16 protein-coding genes are annotated in these 19,499 nt (G+C 62.4%); 8 read left to right on the forward strand and 8 right to left on the reverse strand.

The features are described from left to right. The first annotated feature begins 197 nt into the window (after positions 1-197). Positions 198-848, forward strand: a complete 651-nt coding sequence (locus tag CLV41_RS23075; RefSeq protein WP_103224936.1) for a TetR/AcrR family transcriptional regulator — start codon at positions 198-200, stop codon at positions 846-848. On the opposite strand, the gene CLV41_RS23080 is transcribed toward CLV41_RS23075, so the two are convergent. Next, positions 832-1,953: an ATP-dependent DNA helicase gene (locus tag CLV41_RS23080; RefSeq protein ID WP_103224841.1), complete on the reverse strand. Its 1,122-nt coding sequence runs from the start codon at positions 1,951-1,953 to the stop codon at positions 832-834. The genes CLV41_RS23075 and CLV41_RS23080 overlap by 17 nt on opposite strands. 88 nt (positions 1,954-2,041) lie before the next feature. Then, a complete protein-coding gene (locus CLV41_RS23085) occupies positions 2,042-3,364 on the reverse strand; it encodes an NAD(P)/FAD-dependent oxidoreductase (protein WP_103224842.1) in 1,323 nt (440 codons plus the stop codon). Positions 3,365-3,645: 281 nt separating this feature from the next. On the opposite strand from CLV41_RS23085, the gene CLV41_RS23090 reads away from it, so the two are divergent. Further along, positions 3,646-4,563: a fatty acid desaturase gene (locus CLV41_RS23090; protein WP_103224843.1), complete on the forward strand. Its 918-nt coding sequence runs from the start codon at positions 3,646-3,648 to the stop codon at positions 4,561-4,563. Beyond that, a complete protein-coding gene (locus tag CLV41_RS23095; protein WP_208987692.1) occupies positions 4,560-5,387 on the forward strand; it encodes a phosphate/phosphite/phosphonate ABC transporter substrate-binding protein in 828 nt (275 codons plus the stop codon). The genes CLV41_RS23090 and CLV41_RS23095 overlap by 4 nt, the downstream gene beginning before the upstream one ends. 19 nt (positions 5,388-5,406) lie before the next feature. Here CLV41_RS23095 and CLV41_RS28310 read toward each other — a convergent pair whose 3' ends face one another. Continuing rightward, positions 5,407-5,541: a hypothetical protein gene (locus CLV41_RS28310; protein WP_268952705.1), complete on the reverse strand. Its 135-nt coding sequence runs from the start codon at positions 5,539-5,541 to the stop codon at positions 5,407-5,409. 161 nt (positions 5,542-5,702) lie between these two features. On the opposite strand from CLV41_RS28310, the gene CLV41_RS23100 reads away from it, so the two are divergent. Then, the gene (locus tag CLV41_RS23100; protein ID WP_103224845.1) at positions 5,703-6,605 is read left to right on the forward strand and encodes a LysR family transcriptional regulator; all 903 of its coding nucleotides are present in this window, start codon (positions 5,703-5,705) and stop codon (positions 6,603-6,605) included. Between the two features lie 150 nt (positions 6,606-6,755). Then, entirely contained in the window at positions 6,756-7,064 is a 309-nt protein-coding gene (locus CLV41_RS23105; protein ID WP_103224846.1) for a hypothetical protein, read from the forward strand. A gap of 166 nt (positions 7,065-7,230) precedes the next feature. Here CLV41_RS23105 and CLV41_RS23110 read toward each other — a convergent pair whose 3' ends face one another. Both CLV41_RS23110 and CLV41_RS23115 read right to left on the reverse strand, forming a co-directional pair. Continuing rightward, entirely contained in the window at positions 7,231-9,666 is a 2,436-nt protein-coding gene (locus tag CLV41_RS23110) for a GcvT family protein (RefSeq protein ID WP_103224847.1), read from the reverse strand. Positions 9,667-9,736: 70 nt separating this feature from the next. After that, complete coding sequence (locus CLV41_RS23115; protein ID WP_103224937.1) at positions 9,737-11,311, reverse strand: trimethylamine methyltransferase family protein; 1,575 nt, start codon at positions 11,309-11,311, stop codon at positions 9,737-9,739. Between the two features lie 273 nt (positions 11,312-11,584). On the opposite strand from CLV41_RS23115, the gene CLV41_RS23120 reads away from it, so the two are divergent. Both CLV41_RS23120 and CLV41_RS23125 read left to right on the forward strand, forming a co-directional pair. Then, positions 11,585-12,502 carry a phosphotransferase gene (locus tag CLV41_RS23120; protein WP_103224848.1) on the forward strand — a complete coding sequence of 306 codons (918 nt, stop codon included), beginning with the start codon at positions 11,585-11,587 and terminating at the stop codon, positions 12,500-12,502. A 73-nt stretch (positions 12,503-12,575) separates the two neighbouring features. Further along, positions 12,576-13,622, forward strand: coding sequence for an ABC transporter ATP-binding protein (locus CLV41_RS23125; RefSeq protein WP_103224849.1), 1,047 nt, complete (start codon positions 12,576-12,578; stop codon positions 13,620-13,622). 144 nt (positions 13,623-13,766) lie between these two features. Here the strand turns inward: CLV41_RS23125 and CLV41_RS23130 are convergent, their stop codons facing one another. Together CLV41_RS23130 and CLV41_RS23135 are read right to left on the reverse strand one after the other, a co-directional pair. Then, on the reverse strand, positions 13,767-15,467 hold the full coding sequence (locus CLV41_RS23130; protein ID WP_103224850.1) for an ABC transporter permease: 1,701 nt from the start codon (positions 15,465-15,467) through the stop codon (positions 13,767-13,769). A gap of 136 nt (positions 15,468-15,603) precedes the next feature. Next, positions 15,604-16,584, reverse strand: coding sequence for an ABC transporter substrate-binding protein (locus CLV41_RS23135; RefSeq protein ID WP_103224851.1), 981 nt, complete (start codon positions 16,582-16,584; stop codon positions 15,604-15,606). Between the two features lie 298 nt (positions 16,585-16,882). Here CLV41_RS23135 and gndA point away from each other — a divergent pair, with 298 nt between their 5' ends. Next, complete coding sequence (gene gndA, locus CLV41_RS23140) at positions 16,883-18,298, forward strand: NADP-dependent phosphogluconate dehydrogenase (RefSeq protein ID WP_103224852.1); 1,416 nt, start codon at positions 16,883-16,885, stop codon at positions 18,296-18,298. Positions 18,299-18,655: 357 nt separating this feature from the next. On the opposite strand, the gene CLV41_RS23145 is transcribed toward gndA, so the two are convergent. After that, complete coding sequence (locus CLV41_RS23145) at positions 18,656-19,474, reverse strand: sugar phosphate isomerase/epimerase family protein (protein WP_103224853.1); 819 nt, start codon at positions 19,472-19,474, stop codon at positions 18,656-18,658. Positions 19,475-19,499 lie beyond the last annotated feature (25 nt).

Raw genomic sequence — 19,499 nt, forward strand, 5'->3', positions numbered from 1 at the left:
GTTTTATTTTCGTTTCTTGAACGGAAAGCAACAAAAACCGCATTTTTGAACGACAAATGTAGCATTTTCTTGGTGAAATTATTGTGTTTTGCTGTGCAAACTGCAAGATCCGGTGTGAAGGGTTGTTTTCAGGCCGCGAATTGCCAAATCGAATGTGCGGAAATTTTGAAACCGATTATGAAAAGGAGGCCTTGCCGATGGCCCGCGGACGGCCGAGAAAAGTAAGTACAAAAGATGCCCTTCATTCGGTGATGATCGCATTCTGGCAAAACGGCTATAGCGCAACGTCCATGAACGATCTGGTGGAAGCCTCCGGCATGGCGAAACCCGGTCTTTATGCCGCTTTCGGGGACAAAGAGACGATCTTCGAAAAAGCGCTGCTGCATTATTTCGAGACATACGGTGGCCCGGTGTTCGCGCGGCTTCACGCGGCGAAGAAGCATGTACTGGAGGATTTGCGAGATTTTCTGGGGGCTGTCGCGGAGCTGACGCTGGACCGCAACACACCGTCCGGCTGTTTTCTCGTCAATGCGCTTGTCGACTGTACCTATGGCGCGCAGAGGCACCGGGAACTGGTGGACGGGCTGAAAAACTCACGGTTCACCGCGATCAAGGAGCGTCTGTTCAAGGCAGTGGCGGCCGGGGAAATGCCGGCCGATATGGACGTCGATCATGTGGCGACATTCGTGGATGGCCAGTTTTCCGCAATCGCCCTGCTTGGACGTGGCGGAAGCACGGAAACGGATCTGGCCACCTTCATCGATACGGGACTGCGTGCCCTGCCGGTTTGCGGCAGCCCGCGGGTGTTTGAAGAAACCGAACCTGGCGAAACTATCTTACGACAGTAATGCGTTCGGCCGCGCGGGTGACAGCTGTATAGAGCCAGCGGCTCTTGTGTTCCCGGAACGCCCAGCTTTCGTCGAAAAGAACCACATCGTCCCATTGCGATCCCTGTGCCTTGTGCACCGTCAGGGCGTAGCCGTAATCGAATTCGTCGGCCTTGCGGCGGATCGCGTAGGGAATGGCCTCCGCGCCGTCTTCGAACATCGCCGGAAGCACTTTCACCTTGATGGTTGTCGTGGCGAGATCGTCCTCGGTGACGACATCGAACCGCAATGTGTTGCCGCGTGACTGGCGCAGCCGCTTCACCGTCCACAGACCGCCGTTCAGAAGGCCCTTTGTCTTGTCGTTGCGCAGGCAGACGAGCTTGTCGCCAACGGCGGGCATCGGCGTCGTGAAATCCTTCAGTTCGCGGATGCGGCTGTTGTAAAGCCGCCGGGTCTTGTTGGTGCCGACCAGCACCTGGTCCGCCGCCAGGATCTGCTCCCTGTCGATCTCGCGGCGATGGATCACCTTGCTTTCACCGAAGACGCCGTAATCGAGTTCGCCGCCGTCGCGGATGGTCATGGACATGCGCACGATCGGATTGTCCTGCGCCTGGCGATGGACTTCCGTCAGCATCACGTCGGGTTCGGCATCGGTGAAATAGCCGCCGCCCTTCACCGGGGGCAGCTGCGCGGGATCTCCCAGCACCAGCACCGGCGTTCCGAAGGACAGGAGATCCTTGCCGAGATCCTCGTCCACCATGGAACATTCGTCGATGACGATCAGGCTCGCGGTCGCGGCGGCGCTGTCCCGCTTGATGGCAAACTGCGGGCCGGTGTCCTCCTCATCGTCGTCCTTCGTCTCTTCTTCCTTGGCGGAACGGGGGCGATAGATCAGCGAGTGGATCGTGCCGGCATCCTCGCAGCCCTTCTGGCGCAGGACATGGGCGGCCTTGCCGGTGAAAGCACCGAAACAGACATCGCCGTCGATGCCTTCGGCCAGATGGCGGGCGAGCGTGGTCTTGCCGGTGCCCGCATAACCGAACAGCCGGAACACCTGCCGGTCGCCGCGCTGCAGCCAGGCGGCGGTCGCTTTCAGGGCGTCATCTTGTTGCGGAGACCAGGCCAAGGAACGTTCCTTACGATTGCGGACCCGGTTGCTTACCCTGATTTGGCTGAGTCGGCCAAGGGCGAATCCCGAGTTTGCACCGCGCCCGTCACCCGAGAACGGAAAACGAGCTTTCCTTCGTCAGGTCGCGCTTGCGGGAGAAAGTCGCGGTGTTGATCGTGTGACCGGCATTTTGAAGCGGGAAGCGGAACGGGGTGACGTCGTGATCGTTGCCCTTTTCGCAATAGTCGATGAGGTCAGCCATCAACCGTCCGGCGACCGGGGCGTTCTTGAACTGGTTGCCGCTGGTGCCGATGGCCAGGTAGTAGCCGTCGATATCGCTGCGGTCATAGATCGGCAGCCAGTCGTCGGTGGCATCGTAAAGGTCGGCGACCCCGACCGGATGCTGCGAGACGCCGAGGTCGGGCAGACGCTGGGAGTAGCGGTAGGCATAGGTCAGCGCCCGGTCGGTGAGGTCGCGGGCAAAATCGTCCGGATCTTCTTCCAACGGCGGGTCGCAGGGCGGGTTTTCGCTGCCGAGCATGAGCTGGCCGCCGCTGCCCGGCTTCAGGTAGACAGCGATGTCGCTATCGGAGACGATCAGTCCTTCGCGGGAATAGCCGAGCCGTTCCGGCGGCTTGATCTGCACCACCTCCTGGCGCAGCGGCCTGTGGCCGATGCGGATGCCCGGGTCGCCCTCCAGCAGGCCGTTCACCTTGCCCGAATGGGGCCCGGCGACATTGATGACGATGCCTGACCGGAATTGGCTGCCATCGGCGCAGACGATCCCGGTTACACGGTTATCCTCGACCGGAATTTTCACCACGCTGGTGTTGAAGCGGAAATGCGCGCCGTGGCGGCTGGCGGCGTCCTTGAGATTGCGTGCCGCGAGCTGCGGATCGTCGACATAACCGCCCGCCGTGAAGAACACACCGCCGCGGATCTCGCCGCCGGTCGGGGTGCCGAAGTCGTCGTGGTCCATCTTCCTGGCCGGTGCGAAACATTCCAGATTGTATCCCGGCATACGCTCCAGGATCTTTTCCGCGGACCAGTGCTCATAGGCGATGCCGAGCGTGTCGGCATGTTTGAGCACGCGCTCAAGATAGTTGTTGGCCGCGGTTTTCATGACCAGCGTTCCGGTTTCGACAAACCGCGCCAGTCCATCCTGATCTTCCATACCGAGACAGTTCTGCCAGTTCTTCCAGTCGTGATAGCCCTCCAGGGCCATCGCCGTGCCGTCAAGCGTGGAATAGTATGTGCGGACGACCGCCGCCGATGAGGAGGTGGAGCCGTAGCCGGCCGCGGGCAGTGTATCGACATTCAGGGTCCGGCAGCCCTTCCGCGCCATCGCATAGGCAATCGCGCAGCCGATGATGCCGGCGCCGATGACAATGGCGTCATAATGGATCTTCGGGCTATCCGGAGAAGGCATTGCGATTTTCCTTTAACGTTGCAGACCCAGAACAGGCGAGCCCTCCGGGTTTGTCCAGAGACATATGCGCCAATGACTGTTCTGAAACAGTCGATGATTGCAGGAAAGAATCCATATAAGTTTATATTTATAACGATTTTTGATTTTAATAAACATATGGAAGATTCTGCAAACTATTGCTGAGTTTGTTCCCTAGTCTCCAATTGAACTCAACGTCTCATCCGGACATATTGAACCGAGTTGCCTTCCGTGTATCGATTCACAAATATCTGGAGAGACTTGTGCCACGCGCAAAAGCCTGCGAATGGCCGACGCTGGCGTTGATAGCCGCCACGTCGGCAACCTGGATGCTGTTGGTCGGATTTTACACTGTTCTCGGGGGTTGGGCCGTTTGCCCGATGGTTGCGGTTCTGGTGACGCTGCAGTCCTCTCTGCAACATGAGGTCCTTCACGGCCACCCGACACGCAATCCCGCCTTCAACGAGGCGCTGATCTATTTCCCAATGGGGCTGTTTATCCCCTATCGCCGGTTCAAGTCGCTGCACCTGCGCCATCACAACGACGACCGGCTGACCGACCCTTATGACGACCCGGAAAGCTCTTATCTCGCCTGGGGCGACTGGAAAAAGCTTCCCGGCGTCATTCGCTTCGTTCTCACGGTGAACAATACGCTTCTCGGCCGATTGCTGATCGGCCCCGCCGTGTCTCTCGTCGGGTTCTACGGTGCCGAGATCCGCAAGCTGCGTGCCGGGGACAGGGCGGTTCTGAGGGCCTGGGCGCATCATCTTGCCGGGCTGGTTCCGGTCATTCTCTTTGTGACGGTGATTGGCGGAATGCCGTTCTGGCTCTATGTTCTCGGTATTGCCTATCCCGGGATGAGCCTGCTTATGCTGCGTACCTATGCCGAACACCGAGCCCATGAAAACGCCGAGGCGCGCTCGATCGTGGTTGAATTCTGCCCGGTCTTCTCGCTGCTCTTCCTGAACAACAATCTTCATGTCGTCCACCATGCCCATCCGAGGGCGCCGTGGTATCGGCTGCCGGGGATTTACCGGGCCGCACGGGACGAGTGGCGGCGGCGTAACGAGGGATATGTGTTCGCCAGTTATTTCGATCTGGCCCGGCGGTATCTGTTCAAGGTCAAGGAGCCCGTTCCGCATCCGCTCAGGCGCAGGGACACGGACGAGGCGGTTTCTTGACGAGGGCTGAATATTTTCACGTCCGGCTGCCGATGTACGACTGGCCGGAGGTGCGGGACGCGAACGCCGATCTCGAAGCCGCCCTGCAGACAGCGCTGGTGGAAACGCTCGAACTGGGGCCTTCACAAATTTCTGACTGGCCGGAGCATCTGGATATCGCCGAAGCATGGGTCCGGCCGGAAATGCTGTTGACGCAGACTTGCGGCTACCCGTTGACACATGCGCTGAGCGGCAAGGTCAGGCTGCTGGGGGCTCCGCATTATTCGGCGCCCGGCTGCGAGGGGCCGCGCTATTGCAGCCAGATCGTCGTCGGGCGCGACAGCCCGTTTGAAAAGCTTGCCGACCTGCGCGGCGCTCGGGCCGTCTTCAACAGCCTGGACAGCCAGTCGGGCATGAACGCCCTGCGCCATAGCGTGGCCGGGGTCGCGGCGGGCAAACCTTTCTTCTCACGCGTCTCGCCAAGCGGCGGGCATCTGGCGTCCCTGAATGCGGTGGCGCAGGGAGATGCCGACGTGGCCGCCATCGACGCGGTCTGCTGGGAGCTCGCCTGCCGGTACCGGCCAGACCTTGCGGCGTATCTGAGGCCTATTGCCCGGACGGCGTCCGCCCCTGTCCTGCCGCTGATTACGTCCTTGCGGTTTTCCGAGAGGGAAGCCGATCTCATCGCGGAAGCGGTTGCTGCTGTTTTCACGGCACCCGAAACGCGAAAAAGCCGCGAACGCCTGGGCATTCGCGGCTTCTCGAGACTGTCAGTCGCGGACTATGCGCCAATCCTTTCCATGGAAAGGGAGGCCGCAGGACTGGGTTACCCCGTCCTGGAATAGGTCCCGCGATATCCGCTTTTCAGCGGTTGTAATTCTGTTTCCTGGCGATTTCGCGCAGACGCAGAGCCTCGTCCATGCGGGCCAGGTGAGCGGCGCTGTTGCCGTGGACCAGCCCCATGAGGTTGGTGCCGAGGGCTTGTGCAAGATAGGTCATGGCGTTTCCAATCCTGGTCTGTTCGTTGTTCAAGGTTTTCGGCCCTGCTCCATTAACGAGCCGCTTGCCTGCTATATGTGCATTTGTTGCGATTCAATCAAACGAATAGTATTCATGCTGTCGTTCAAAAAAATTGATCTAACGCTGCGGAAGGCCAAACCATGGAAAAACTGCCCGGGGCGGGGATGCCGCTGATCGATCTGGACCTCTATCGAACATTTGTCGTGATCTCCGAAACGTCCAGCTTTTCAAAGGCTTCGGAGCTCGTGAGCCGGACACCATCGGCCGTGTCGATGCAGATCAAGAAACTGGAAACCATGTTGGGAGTTTCAGTGTTCGTCCGAGAGGGCCGGTCCGTGCGCCTGACGCCAGAGGGCGAGGCGCTCCTGGGATATGCGCGGCGGATCCTGATGCTGAACGAAGAGGCGGTGTCGCTGTTCCTGTCACCCGATGTAGAGGGCGAGGTGCGGTTCGGTGCGCCATCCGACTTCGGCACCCGTTTTCTGCCCAATATCCTGTCGCGTTTCGCCCGGACCCATCCGGGCGTCAATGTGGATGTGCATCTGGACGGGAGTCCGAAGCTGGACGAGAAGGTCAGGAAGGGCGAACTGGATCTGGCGCTGTTCACCGCGCGGCCGGGAACGGGCCTGGCGCGCGGCGGCGAGGTGGTCTTCAGGGAACCACTGGTCTGGGTCGGGCTGGAGGGCGGGATCGCTTACGAGCGCGAGCCCGTGCCGCTGGCGGTCTCCACGCCCGGTTGCCCCTGGCGCCGGGCGGCGCGGGTGGCTCTGGATGACGCGCAAAAGCCCTACCGGATTTCCTATACAAGCTTTCACAGCGCGGGGCAGGAGGCTGCCCTGCTTGCCGATCTCGCCATCGCCCCCTTTCCGGCGAGCGTCGTCGCGCCACCCCTGCAGGTTCTGGACAGCCGCCACGGACTTCCGGAAATCGGCGACTATCACATCATCATGACTGAACGGCCGAGCGCGGGCAAAGCGACCCATGCCTTCGCCATGCATGTCGAGGAGAGCTTCCGCGAGCTCGGTCTCAGCCTGCCGGGCTGATCCGTATGACGAGCCTGCCATCCGTTCGCGCGGGGTGCGGATGTTTACCACAAGCGGTCTTTTTCGGGACAAACCCGCGCAACCACTGGCGCAAAAGTTAACAAGCGGTTACGATTCCTGGTAAACCAATCGTTAACAGCGAGACGCGTCATGAAACTGGTCTGCAAATTTCTTCTGGCTGCCGCCGGGCTCAGCCTCGTTCTAGGAGGTGCCGCGCAGGCCGAAAGCGGCACGATCCGCATCCTGCATGACGAGCCTTACGGCGCCATCGTCACCAAGGAAGCCGGCGTGCTGGTGTTCCGCGCCCTGCCGCCGACCCGCAAGGTCATCGTCAATCCGGACGGCAAGACGCCGCTGGAACTGAAGCAGACAGAGGTGCGCGAAACCAATGTGGTGGTGATCGCCAACCAGAGCGACTATGTCCGTCACCTCGGCGCGAAAATCATCCGGCTGAAGTAAGTTCCCGCCGAGCAAGTGGCCTGTCCTTCGAGACGGCCCCTGCGGTCCTCCTCAGGATGAGGACGTCTTTTAAGTCTGATCTGAACCGGCCTCCAAATCAGCCTCATCCTGAGGAAGCGCGTCAGCGCTGTCTCGAAGGATGGGCCGCTTGTGCAGGCTTTTTGCCTCACATCCGCATGCGTTCGGCCTTCGGGCCGAACAGCGGTTCGCCGATCAGGGTGGCCTTGCGGCGTTCGCCGAGGATCTCGATCTCGAATGCGCCTTCGCCGGTCTCTTCGGCAAGAGCCGCCGGCACGTAACCCTGTGCCAGGGATCTTTCAACAAAGTGGGCATAGCCGCCGGAGGTGACCCAGCCGATCACCTTGTCCCCGTGCCAGATCGGCTCGTCGCCCATGACATCGGCATCCGAGGCATCGACGACGAATGAGACGCGCCGGCGGCGCGGCCCCTCCTCGAATTCCCTTTGCGCCGCGTCCCTGCCGATGAAACTCTCCTTCGACAGTTTCACGAAGCGGCCGAGATCGGCCTCATACGGGCCGTAGATCGGCCGGAACTCGCGGAACCAGGTGCCGAAGTTCTTTTCCAGGCGCAGGGACAGGAGGGCGCGCATGCCGAAATTGCGGATGTTGTACTCGGCGCCTGCCGTCATCAGCGCCTGATAGACCTGGCGCTCGTATTCCGGTGCCATCCAGATCTCGTAGCCAAGATCGCCGGTATAACTGATGCGGTTGACCTTGCAGGGGGCGCTGGCGACATCCATCTCGCGAAAATCCATGAAGCGGAAGGCTTCGCCCGAGACGTCTTCGCCGGTAACCTTTGCCAGAACCTTGCGGGCATTCGGGCCTGCGATGGACAGACCGACCCAGCCGAGATTGAGGGCGCGTATCGCGGCCGAGCCGTCCGCCGGCAGGTGCTTTTCGAACCAGCGCATGTGGGTGATCTCGGCCTGGGACGAGCCGAACATGTAGAATTTCTCCTTACCCGCGCGGGCGATGGTGAAATCGCCGATCAGCTTGCCGTTGTCGTTCAGCATCGGCGTGAGGACGATGCGGCCGGTTTTGGGCATTGTGTTGGTCATCAGCTTCGACAGGAAGCTTTCCGCGCCCGGGCCGGTGATCTCGTATTTGGCGAAGTTGGCGATCTCGGTGATGCCGACGCTTTCGCGCACGGCGCGGCATTCCGCGCCGATGGGATGGAAGTCGTTGGAGCGGCGGAAGGACACGATGTCCTTCGGTTCGACACCTTTCGGCGCGAACCAGAGCGGGGTCTCCAGTCCCCAGCTGTCGCCCATGACCGCGCCCGCCGCCAGCATCCTGTCATAGAGCGGTGTCGTCTGGTGCGGGCGGGCCGCGGGAAGTTCCTCGTTGGGGAAGCGGATCCGGAACCTGCGGCGGTAGTTTTCCTGAACCTTGGCGTTGGTATAGGAAAGCGTCGCCCAGGTGCCGTAGCGGGCGACATCCATGCCCCAGATGTCATAGCCCGGATCGCCGTTCACCATCCAGTTGGCAAGGGTCAGGCCGACGCCACCGCCCTGGCTGAAGCCGGCCATGACGCCGCAGGCGACCCAGTAGTTGCGAAGTCCGCGGACCGGCCCGACAAGCGGGTTGCCGTCCGGCGCGAAAGTGAAAGGGCCGTTGATGATCTGCTTGATGCCGGCATTCTGCAGCGCCGGGAAATGCTCGAAGCCGACTTCCAGTTCCGGGGCGATGCGGTCGAGATCGGGCGGCAGCAGTTCGTGGCCGAAATCCCAGGGCGTTTCGCGCGGGCTCCAGGGGCGGCAGTTCTGCTCATAGGTGCCCAGCAGGATGCCCTTGCCTTCCTGGCGGGTGTAGATCTCGCCGCCGAAATCCAGCACGCCGATCAGTTCCTTGCCGGTGGCCTCGTTGTGAGCGGTGACTTCCGGCATTTCGTCGGTCAGCAGATACATGTGCTCCATGGCCAGAACCGGAAGCTCGATGCCGACCATGCGGCCGCATTCGCGGGCCCACAACCCGCCCGCATTGACCACATGCTCGGCGCGGATGGTGCCCTTGGTCGTAATCACGTCCCAGGTGCCGTCCGGGGTCTGGACCAGCTCTTCCACCTTGGTGTGGCGATAGACAGTCGCGCCGTTGACGCGCGCCGCCTTGGCATAGGCGTGGGTGGTGCCGGACGGGTCGAGGTGACCTTCGACCGGATCCCACAGCGCGCCTATGAAATGTTTTTCGTCGAGGATCGGAAACATGGTCTTGGCTTCTGCCACGGAGATCAGTTCCAGGTCCATGCCGAGATAGCGGCCCTTGGCCTGGGCGAGACGCAGGAAGTCCATGCGTTCCGGCGTATCGGCGAGCATCACACCGCCGGTGAGATGCAGACTGCAGGACTGGCCGGAGATTTCCTCCAGCTCCTTGTAGAGATCGACGGTGTAGCTCTGCAGCTGCGCGACATTGGGGTCGCCATTGAGGGTGTGAAACCCGCCGGCGGCATGCCACGACGACCCGGAAGTCAGTTCGTCGCGCTCGATCAGCGTCACGTCTTTCCAGCCGAGCTTTGTCAGATGGTAGAGGACACTGCAGCCGACGACACCGCCACCAATGACAACGACCTGTGTGTGGGATTTCATGAAACTTGCTCCGGAGGGCCCTTCCTGTTCGGAAGGCTGATTAGTCGTTCGGTTTGAGATCTCGGGAAGGTCAGAAGTCGGTGGGTGCGCCGCCTTCCGCCTTGCGTTTTTCGACAAAGGCGGTGATTTCTTCGTCGATGGCGGGATCGAGCGCCGGAGCCTCATAGGCTTCCAGCGCCTTCTTGTAGAGCCTGTTCGCCTTGTCATAGGCGGTCGGGCTGCCGGTCTCCACCCAGGTTTCGTGGTTGCGCCAGTCAGAGACAATCGGCGCGTAGAAGGCGTCCTTGTAGCGGTCCTGGGTGTGCTGCGTGCCGAAGAAGTGCCCGCCGGGTCCGACATCGCGGATCGCATCGAGCGCCAGTGCTTCCTCGGAGACATCCAGCGGCGTCATGTATTCGGCGAGCATCTGCAGCAGGTCGACATCGGTGATGAACTTCTCGAACCCGGCGCTGAGGCCGCCTTCCAGCCATCCGGCGGCGTGCTTGATGATATTGCCGCCGCCGGTGATCGCGCCCCAATGGGACAGCGTGGTTTCAAGCGCCGCCTGATAATCGACGGTGTTGGCCGCGCAGACACCGGAGGAACGGTAGGGCAGATTGTAGCGGCGGGCGAGCTGGCCGCCGACGATGGCCGACTTCATGTATTCCGGCGTGCCGAAGGCCGGCGCTCCGGACTTCATGTCGACATTGGAGGTGAAACCGCCATAGACGACCGGCGCACCGGGGCGGATAATCTGCGCGAAGGCGATGCCGGCAAGAGCTTCCGCGTTCTGCAGGGTCAGAGCGCCCGCCACGGTCACCGGCGCCATGGCGCCCGCCAGGGTGAAAGGGGTGACGATGGAGACCTGACCGGCTTTGGCCATCTCGATCAGGCCCTGCAGCATCGGCGTGTCGAGGCGCAGGGGAGACGAGGTGTTGATCACCGTGGCCACACAGGGCGTGTTGACGAAGTCTTCCACGGAAAGGGCGTTGGCGATGCGGGCAATCTCCAGACCGTCCAGGTTCCGCTCCCTGCCGAGGGAATAGATGTGAAACACCTTGTCGGTCATGCGCGCCATGTCGGCAACGCAATCGAGGTGCCGGATGGAGGCGTGAAGGTCGACCGGCTCGACCGGATAGCCCATCACGCAATGAATGATGTTGAAGAACTGGGCGAGTTTGAGGAAGTCGCGGAAATCCTCCTGGTTGCCCGGGCGGCGGCCTCTGTCGCGGTCCACCGCGTTGGGGGCGCTGGCGACACAGGAAAAGGCGATTGCGTCGCCGCCGACATGAAGGTCATGGGCGCGATTGCGGGCGCGCATGGTGAATTCGCCCGGGGCCTTTGCAATCAACTCCGCCACCATGGCGCGGTCCATGCGCACCCGGTCACCGTCCGGAGCCACGTCAGCACCGGCCGCCTTCAGCATGGTCTTGGCGTCCTCGTGAAGGAAGTCGATGCCGATTTCCTCAAGCACCCGCATCGAGGCGTCGTGGATGGCTTCCAACTGGTCAGCGGAAACCGCCTCCAGCGGCTTGAATATATGCCGGGGCTGCCTGAACGGTTTCTGCGGAAACAGCTCGGGCCCGGCGCTGCCGCCCCTGCGCCGCCGTCCGCGCCGGGCCGGTGCCGTTTCGCTCAAGGGAGCCGCGTCAATATCAGCCGTCATCTGATCCGCCATCCTGGTTCGTGAGGCCGCTTTCCGGTAGGCAGCGGCGGGGTTCCGCCGGCACCGCCAGACCGTGCCATCGTCATTGAATTTACCGGAGTTGGCGGATTTGCCGTGCAGTCTCAGAGCGACGGTCAGTGCTACAACTCCGACATTGCCCGTTTTCGAACCGCCCTTGGTGGAGATGGCGTAAAACTTTGGCTTGACGGCTTCGGCAGGATCGGAGCATCAGGTCAGGGTTGAAAAGGACCTGCCGCGGGACGAGAGGTTTATGTGAGCGAACGGCTTTCGGATACGCAATTGCTGGCCTTCCTGAGAACCCGTTTGCCGGTGGCGGACTGGTCCGCCGCGTGCCTGCGTCCCCTGCCGGTCAATTACACCAGCCGTTTCTGGCGCCTGGACGCTGTGGAGCGGGTCTATGTCATCAAGGAATTCTTTCCCGGCAACGAGGACAACCCGCTTTATCCGACCCTGCCACAGCAGGAAGCCGACGCGTTGAACGTGCTTGCCCGGCATGCGCTCGCCCCGGATCTGGAAGCGTTCGTGACAAGCCCGACCGGCACGCCCCTTCTTGTCTATGGCTACGATCCCGCGAAATCGGATGAAATCGATGTCGGCGAGGCGGCGGATCTGATCGGGCGGTTTGCGGCACTGAAACAGGCCATCCCCGGGCATCAGACGGTTCCCTCCGGATTTCACGAGGTGCTGGCGCGCGGCGATGCCATGCTGGCGACCATTCCGGACAGCCGCAAGGCGGCCAATCTCAAGCGCCTGCGTCCAGCCGATACTCTGGTCGGGCAGCGTGCGGTCGAACGCTCTCTGGTGCACCGCAGTTTCTGTCTTGGCACCATTCTGGCAACGGCGGGCGGCGCGCGGTTGATCGACTGGCAATATGCAGGCCTTGGCGATCCGGTCGAGGATATCGCCTGCTTCGTGTCGCCGGGCCTTGCCACGCTCTACGGCCTGCACCCGCTGGTCGCCCATGCGGAGGACCTGTTCCTGAAGCACTATCCGGATCGGGACACGGTCGGCCGGTTCCTGGAAGAGCGCGGCGCCTATCACTGGCGGCTGGCGGCCTATTGCCTGCTTCGGCAGGAAACATTGACGCATTCCAACGCTCCGGCCGCGCGCGCTTACGGCCGGGCGCTGGAAGAAGAGGTCGATCTGCTGTTGCGCCTTAAAAACCGTTAGGGTCCAAACTCTTGTTTTTCTCTCGGCCGCGACCGTGTAATCGTTCTGTCACATGATGGCGATACGCGGAGGCATGTCCATCCATCTTGCCTCGGTCACCAAGTCTTTCGGTACCCACAAAGCCCTGAACAATGTCTCGTTGACGATCGAGGGCGGCATGTTTTTCGTCGTTCTGGGCCCGTCGGGATGCGGCAAGTCCACACTCCTGAGAGCCATTGCCGGGCTGGAACCGATTGATCGGGGCGAAATCACGCTCGACGGAGAACCGGTGGCCGGGAACGGGCTGCACATGCCGCCGGAGCAGCGGCAGGTCGGTGTGGTGTTCCAGTCCTATGCCTTGTGGCCGCATATGAACGTTGCCGCCAATGTCGCGTTCCCGCTCGAGTCCGCCGGCAAGAAACGCTCCGCGGTTTCCGCAAGGGTCGCCGAATGCCTGGAAACAGTCGCCCTGACACCCTTCGTCAAGCGCAAGCCGGCGGAGCTTTCCGGCGGCCAGCGCCAGCGGGTGGCACTGGCCCGCTGTCTGGCGCAAGGGGCGGGGACCGTGTTGATGGATGAGCCGCTGGCCAATCTCGATCCGCATCTGCGCAGCGCCATGGAAGAAGAGCTAGCCGCTTTTCACAGCGCGAGCGGCGCGACCACCTTGTTCATCACCCACGACCAGCGCGAGGCGATGGCTCTTGCCGACAAGGTGGCGGTGATGTGGGACGGCGAGATCCTTCAGGTGGACGATCCCGACACACTCTACCGGCGGCCGATGTCCAAACGCGTTGCGGGCTTTATCGGCCGCAGCACCCTGGTGCCCGTGACGGTCGTGCGCGTGGAAGGGGATGAAGCGGACGTCAGGCTCGGCGGGGTCACCCTGGAAGTGGCATGTCCCAGAGAGACTGTGCCCGGACCGGCAACGCTGCTGCTGCGGCCGGAACATCTGGTGCTGGCGACCGGGTCGCACGGATTTGCCGCCACAGTCCAGCAGACAATCTATCGCGGTGGCTATTGGGAAGTTTTCGTCAGGGTCGCGGGGATCGAGCAGGATCTGATGATGGTGCTTCCCCGCAAGGCGGAGCCGGGAGAGACGCTGCGGCTCGCTATTCTGCGCGGCTGGGTGTTGCCTGAGTAGGGCCTAATACCAAAGAGTGTTGATTATGACTCATCTGACCGGTTTTGGACGCCCTTCGGGCTGCGTTGCACGTCTTGTCCGATAGCCCGCTGCCACAGCCTTCCGTCTTCATCCCGAGGAGGATCGTGGAACAAGGGCGGCCCCTCAATCCTTCCAGGGAATGGTCCCGGCCGGAACCCGTCCGGCCAGGGCATTCATGCCCAGCATAATGACGATGGTGGCAAGGACTACGACGGCGGACATGGCCGCCGCAAGGGTGGTGTAGCCGCCGTCCTCATAGTTGAAGATGGTCGTGCCGATGGTCTCGTTGCCGGTGGACCAGAGCAGGGCGGAGACGGTGACTTCGTTATAGGCCGTCAGGAAGACGAGAATGGCGCCGGAGGCCGCCGAGGGGGCGGCGAGCGGCGCGAAGATCTTGCGCATGCGGCGGAAGAAACCGGCGCCGGAAACCCTGGCGGCATCCTCCAGAGAGGTATCCATCTGCAGGAAGGCGGCCGCGACCGGTTTCAGGCCGACGGCGAGAAACACAGAGACATAGGCGATCAGGATGATCCACAGCGTGCCGTAGATCGAGACGCCAATGAACGGCAATGGCCGGATGAAGGCGAGAATGAAGGCGATGGACATGACCAGGCCCGGCACCGCGAAGGCGATTTCGGACTGGGTGAACGCGGCACCCGCCCAGCGGCGGTGACCCGCCTGCCGGTGCGCCAGATAATAGCCGAGCAGCAGGCTGATCAGGGCGATAACCGCCGCGGCAACGCCGGCGATGAAGGTCGAGTTGGTAAAGGCGCGCAGGGTCACCGATTGCCGCCACAATACCTCGGTGAAATTGTCCAGTGTCAGCGTATCGGCCGAGAGCGGCAGGCCGTAGGTCCTGACCAGGGCGGTTGCCAGAAGCGAGGCCGCCGGCAACAGCAGCACGCAGGCCACAAACAGCCAGACAAGCGCTTCCACATAAGGTCTTCTGCGGCCGAGGGAAATGGCGAGCGGATCCTGCGGCAAGCCGATCAGGCTGGTGCGCATGCGCTGTTGCAGCAGGCTCTGGATCAGGATGGCGGCGAGTGCCACCAGCGCCAGGATGACCGAGATGACGGCGACGTTCGGCAGCACGTCCGGTCCGAAGCTGGCCAGCCGCCGCCACACCAGAACCGGCAGTGTGGTGTAGCGGGCGGGAATACCGATCAGGGCATTGATGCCGAAATTTCCCAGGGCGGCGACGAAGGCAAGGGCGAAGCCCGCCAGCAGCGAGGGGCCGAGCAGCGGCAGGGTGATGCGCCGGAGCATGGTGAAGGCGCCGGCACCGGAGGTTCTGGCCGCGTCCGACAATTCCCTCGGGAAGGATCTGAGCGCGGCGCGCACCAGAAGAAACACCAGCGGGGCGTGCTGCAGGGTGAGCAGGAGAACCAGACCCTCGCGCGAATAAAGCGGATGGGTGGAGCCCAGCTCCGGCGCCAGCCCCAGCCAGCGTAGCACGGGGCTCGCCGGTCCGAGCGCCTGGATCCAGGCGATGGCCGTCACATGCGGCGGGATCATCATCGGCAGCAGGATCAAGAACACCAGAATGCCCTTGGCGCGGATATCCGTCAGGCCGATCAGCAGAGCCAGGAATGTCCCGAGAAATGTCGCGGCGAGCGCGGACAGAAAGCTGCTTTCGATGGAATGCCAAAGTGCGCGCTGCACCGACCGGCTCCGCACGGCTTCGAGAAGCGGCCCGAAGTCGATGCCGCTCTCGCTCGTCAGTCCGGTTTTGAAAAGAAGAAGAAGCGGCAGGCCGCAGATCACCGTGGCGCCGGCAACAAGGAGCAGGAGTGTTGATTTTTCGACTGTTGGTGTGGTTTGCAACGGTCTTACCGCCGTTTCCCGACGTCATTCCGGATCGGCGCGCGGCTTTCGCTGCACTTGTCCGCAATGACGTCTAGGGAGTGGGGGAGACAGCGCGGAAAACCCGCGCTGTCCGGTTTGGTATGCCTCGAACGGATCAGCCGCCGAAGATTTCGGTGAACTTCAGCTTGTTGGCCTGGTCCTGTTCCAGCGCCTCGGCCGGATCGAAAGCCATCAGCTTGATCCGGTCGCGGGCCGGGAAGCCTTCGGGAGCCTGAACGCCCGGGTGGGCCGGCAGGTACCCCTGGGAAGCCGCCAGCTTCTGGCCGTCTTCGGAAATCAGGAAGTCAACGAAGGCTTTCGCGGCAGCCGGGTTCCGCGCGGTGGAAAGGATCGCGACCGGCTCGGTGACGGCGGAAACGCCTTCCTCGGGGAAGACGAACTCGACCGGCGCGCCTTTCAGCTTTTCGCGGATCGGCAGGAAGTCGACGACGAAGCCGTAGAGCTTTTCACCGCCGGCGATGGCCTTGTAGGTGCCGCCATTGCCGCCCTGGGGATTGGCGCCCTGCTCGGCGAGACCTTCGTAAAAAGCCCAGCCGAGATCAGGGTTGGACGTCAGCGCCGTCATGTGGATGGTCGCTGCACCGGAGGTCAGCGGTGACGGCATGGCCAGCTTGTCCTTGGCGTCCGCTTTCAGCAGATCCTTGTAGGATGTCGGCTTCATCGGGGCATTGGTGTTGTACATGATGCCGGTGGTGATCAGCTTGGTGGAGAAGTAGCTCTTGTCCTTGTCCATGATCGCCGGATCGTAGGCGGAAACATTAGCGCCCTCGTGGGCCATCAGGCGGCCTTCCTTCTTCAGGCCTTCCATGGTGACCATGTCGGCGATCAGCAGGACGTCCGGCTTCGGTGCGCCGGCTTCGAATTCGGCGCGCAGTTTCGCCATCACCTTGGTGGTGCCGTCGCGCACCCACTCGACGTCGACGTCGGGATACATGGCGGTGAAGGCATCCACGGTCGCCTGTGCGTCCGCGTTCGGCTGGGAGGTGTAAAGAACGAGTTTGCCGGAAACATCTTCGGCGAAAGCGGATGTGGAGACGGCGGCCAGAAGGCCGGCTGCAACGAGAAGTCTTTTCATGTGACAGATCCTTTGCGCGGAACCGCTGGATGGAATGCGGATGACCTCCCGCGTAACAGGCTTGTGTGACAGATTTTTTTGATTGCCGGGTAAAAGTCGCCGAGGCGTCATTTTATCTGACTTTCCGGCTCAGCTTTGATTGCGGGGTGCGTCTCTCAAATTGTATCCGCCGGGATGCAAGCATTGCCGGAACGTCAGCGGTCGGCTATCACCGGCTCAACAGACATCGCAGCGGGATGAAGCGAATGCATTCCGCGTGGGTCTATGACCTGAATCGATTTAAGGGGAGGCGCAGTTCATGAGCTCTGTTGCGGAAATCGGCCTGATCGGCCTTGGAACAATGGGCGGCAATCTGGCGCTCAACATTGCCGAACACGGCTTTCAGATCGCGGTCTACAACCGGACAACCGAGAAAACCGGCCAGTTCATCGAAAAGGCCGGCGATCTTGCCGAAAAACTCGTGCCGACCGAGACGCTCGAGGACTTCGTCGCCGCGATCAAGCAGCCGCGCGCGGTGATCCTGATGGTGCCGGCCGGCGAGGCGGTCGATGCGCAGATCGAGGCACTGCGGCCGCTGCTGGACAGCGGGGACCTGATCATCGACGCGGGCAACGCCAATTATCACGACACCAACCGCCGCGCCGCCGAGGCCGCCGAAAAAGGCCCGCGCTTCATGGGGATAGGCGTTTCCGGCGGAGAGGAAGGCGCCCGCTTCGGTCCCTCCATCATGGGCGGCGGCGCCAGGGACGCCTGGGACCAGGTCGGTCATATTCTCGAAGCGATTTCCGCCAAGCACGACAGCGAGCCCTGCGCGGCCTATCTGGGCGAAGCCGGAGCGGGTCATCTGGTCAAGACGGTCCATAACGGCATCGAATATGCCGACATGCAGATGATCGCCGAAGTCTATGGCGTCATGCGCGACGGCTTCGGTCTGTCGGCGGCGGAGATCGGCGGCGTTCTGGAAAAATGGAACGGCGGCATCCTGCAGTCCTACCTGATCGAGATTTCCGGCAAGGTCGCCAAAACGGCGGATCCGGAAACCGGCAGGCCGATGCTGGACATCATCCTGGACAAGGCGGGCCAGAAGGGCACCGGCCGCTGGACGGCCATCGAAGCCTTGATGCTGGGCACACCGGCCAGCGCCATCGAGGCGGCTGTCGCGGCCCGCAACATGTCGGCCCGGCTGGACGAGCGCAAAGCGGGCGAGGTCGAATTCGGCGTAGCGCCGACAGAGATGGACCGCGAGGCGGTGACCATCGATGCGCTGGAAGCCGCGCTGGTCGCCGGCAAGATCATCTGCTACGCGCAGGGCTTCGGCCTGATCCTGGAAGCCGCCAGGCAATATGGCTGGGCCATGCCGCTGCCGCGGATCGCCCGGATCTGGCGCAACGGCTGCATCATCCGCTCCGCCATGCTCAACGACATGTCGTCCGCTCTGGCAGACGACGCGGAGCGCAACCTGATGCTGGCGCCGTTCTTCTCCGAAAAGCTGAAGGAAACCGAGGCCAGCCTGCGGCAGGTGGTGGCGCAGGCGGCGCTGCACGGCCTGCCGGTTCCCGCGCTCTCCGCGGCGCTGTCCTATTTCGACATCATGCGCACGTCCCGCTCCACCGCCAACATGCTGCAGGGCCAGCGCGACTTCTTCGGCGCCCACGGTTTCGAGCGCACCGACAAGGCCGGCAGCGGCTTTCACGGCCCCTGGGCGATGGGGTGAGGTCATTCGTGCCTTCCGCGGTCCATGTTTTGCGGACGGCAGGGAAATAAAGGCGCGGCCCCGGCCTCGAGCGGGGCCTCTCCCGTGCAAGCCGCATTGAAGGTCCCTGCTCAAGGCCGGAACAGTTCGGGAGGGGATATCTGGCCCGTATTCTCTCCGTGACTCCCCGGACAAGCGCAACGAACAAGCGCAGCGAAGATCCGGAAGCCAGCGGATAATCCGCGCGTCGGCGCGACCTTTATCAAACAGGTGTTCGCTGCGCTCGCGCCGATGCGCTGGGTTCCGGTGCGGCGTTCGCCGCACTCGTGCGGAATGACAGCGCGCTGGTGCGCGCCAGCGGGCAGTTGGACCTCTTTCCTACTGCGCCAGACCCAGCGCCGACATGTTGGCGATGGAGGCCGGGAGGCCGGAGTGGTCGCGCAGTTCGACGATCAGGCGTGGCGTGCTGGTGAGTTTGCCGAGGGCGGCGAAGACCGCGTGCCAGTTGACGGTGCCTTCGCCGAGGGTCCAGTGGCGGTCGGCGTAGCCGTCGGCATCCTGAAGATGGATGTGCGCCAGGTTGTTGCCGGCGGCCTTGACGTAATAATCGACCGGCGGGGCACCCGTGGAGCCGTGGGCGTAATGGGCGTGACCGGTGTCGATGGAGATCCTGACCGCTTTTGAGCCGAAGCTTCGCGCCAGCTCGACACGGGCATGGGGGTCCTTGTCCTCGATGTTCTCGATAACAAGCTCGCAGCCGATGTCCTCGGCGCGCTTGACCGCGTCCTTCATGGTCAGATGGCAGAGTTCGATCTTGTCGGCGCGGCCGGTGTCGTAATTGTCGAGATTGTTGTGGTCCCAGGTGGAATAGGGGCTGTGCACCACCATATGGGTGCCGCCGAGGGCTTCGCAGACCTCAAGACCCTGAAGCAGACGCTTCTTTACGATCTCGCGGACATCGACGTCGCGTGTGTCGATGGTGAACCCCCAGAACGGCCCGTGAATGCCGACCCGGCCCTGGTGGCCGTCGAGGAGCTGTTTCGCCTTCTCGACCAGCGGCTTCCAGTCGCCGTTGAGTACCTCGGCCGGCCAGAAATCCTGAAGCTCCAGATCGCGCGGCTTGTCGAGCATCAGCTTGCGGTAGGTTTCCAGGGACTTGATGGAGAGAGCGGCGCCAAGGACGGGAAGATCGGGCATGAGAATACCTGCTGTGGGAACGGGA

Origin of the sequence: Roseibium marinum (genome assembly GCF_002906165.1) — a bacterium.
GTDB classification, from domain to species: Bacteria; Pseudomonadota; Alphaproteobacteria; order Rhizobiales; family Stappiaceae; genus Roseibium; species Roseibium marinum.

Bases quoted from the DNA above. Each gene is read 5' to 3' on its own strand.
- CLV41_RS23145 (WP_103224853.1), bottom strand. From the start codon at position 19,474: ATGCCCGATCTTCCCGTCCTTGGCGCCGCTCTCTCCATCAAGTCCCTG.
- CLV41_RS23085 (WP_103224842.1), bottom strand. From the start codon at position 3,364: ATGCCTTCTCCGGATAGCCCGAAGATCCATTATGACGCCATTGTCATC.
- CLV41_RS23100 (WP_103224845.1), top strand. From the start codon at position 5,703: ATGGAAAAACTGCCCGGGGCGGGGATGCCGCTGATCGATCTGGACCTC.
- CLV41_RS28310 (WP_268952705.1), bottom strand. From the start codon at position 5,541: ATGACCTATCTTGCACAAGCCCTCGGCACCAACCTCATGGGGCTGGTC.
- CLV41_RS23105 (WP_103224846.1), top strand. From the start codon at position 6,756: ATGAAACTGGTCTGCAAATTTCTTCTGGCTGCCGCCGGGCTCAGCCTC.
- CLV41_RS23115 (WP_103224937.1), bottom strand. From the start codon at position 11,311: ATGACGGCTGATATTGACGCGGCTCCCTTGAGCGAAACGGCACCGGCC.
- CLV41_RS23110 (WP_103224847.1), bottom strand. From the start codon at position 9,666: ATGAAATCCCACACACAGGTCGTTGTCATTGGTGGCGGTGTCGTCGGC.
- CLV41_RS23075 (WP_103224936.1), top strand. From the start codon at position 198: ATGGCCCGCGGACGGCCGAGAAAAGTAAGTACAAAAGATGCCCTTCAT.
- CLV41_RS23135 (WP_103224851.1), bottom strand. From the start codon at position 16,584: ATGAAAAGACTTCTCGTTGCAGCCGGCCTTCTGGCCGCCGTCTCCACA.
- CLV41_RS23125 (WP_103224849.1), top strand. From the start codon at position 12,576: ATGTCCATCCATCTTGCCTCGGTCACCAAGTCTTTCGGTACCCACAAA.
- gndA (WP_103224852.1), top strand. From the start codon at position 16,883: ATGAGCTCTGTTGCGGAAATCGGCCTGATCGGCCTTGGAACAATGGGC.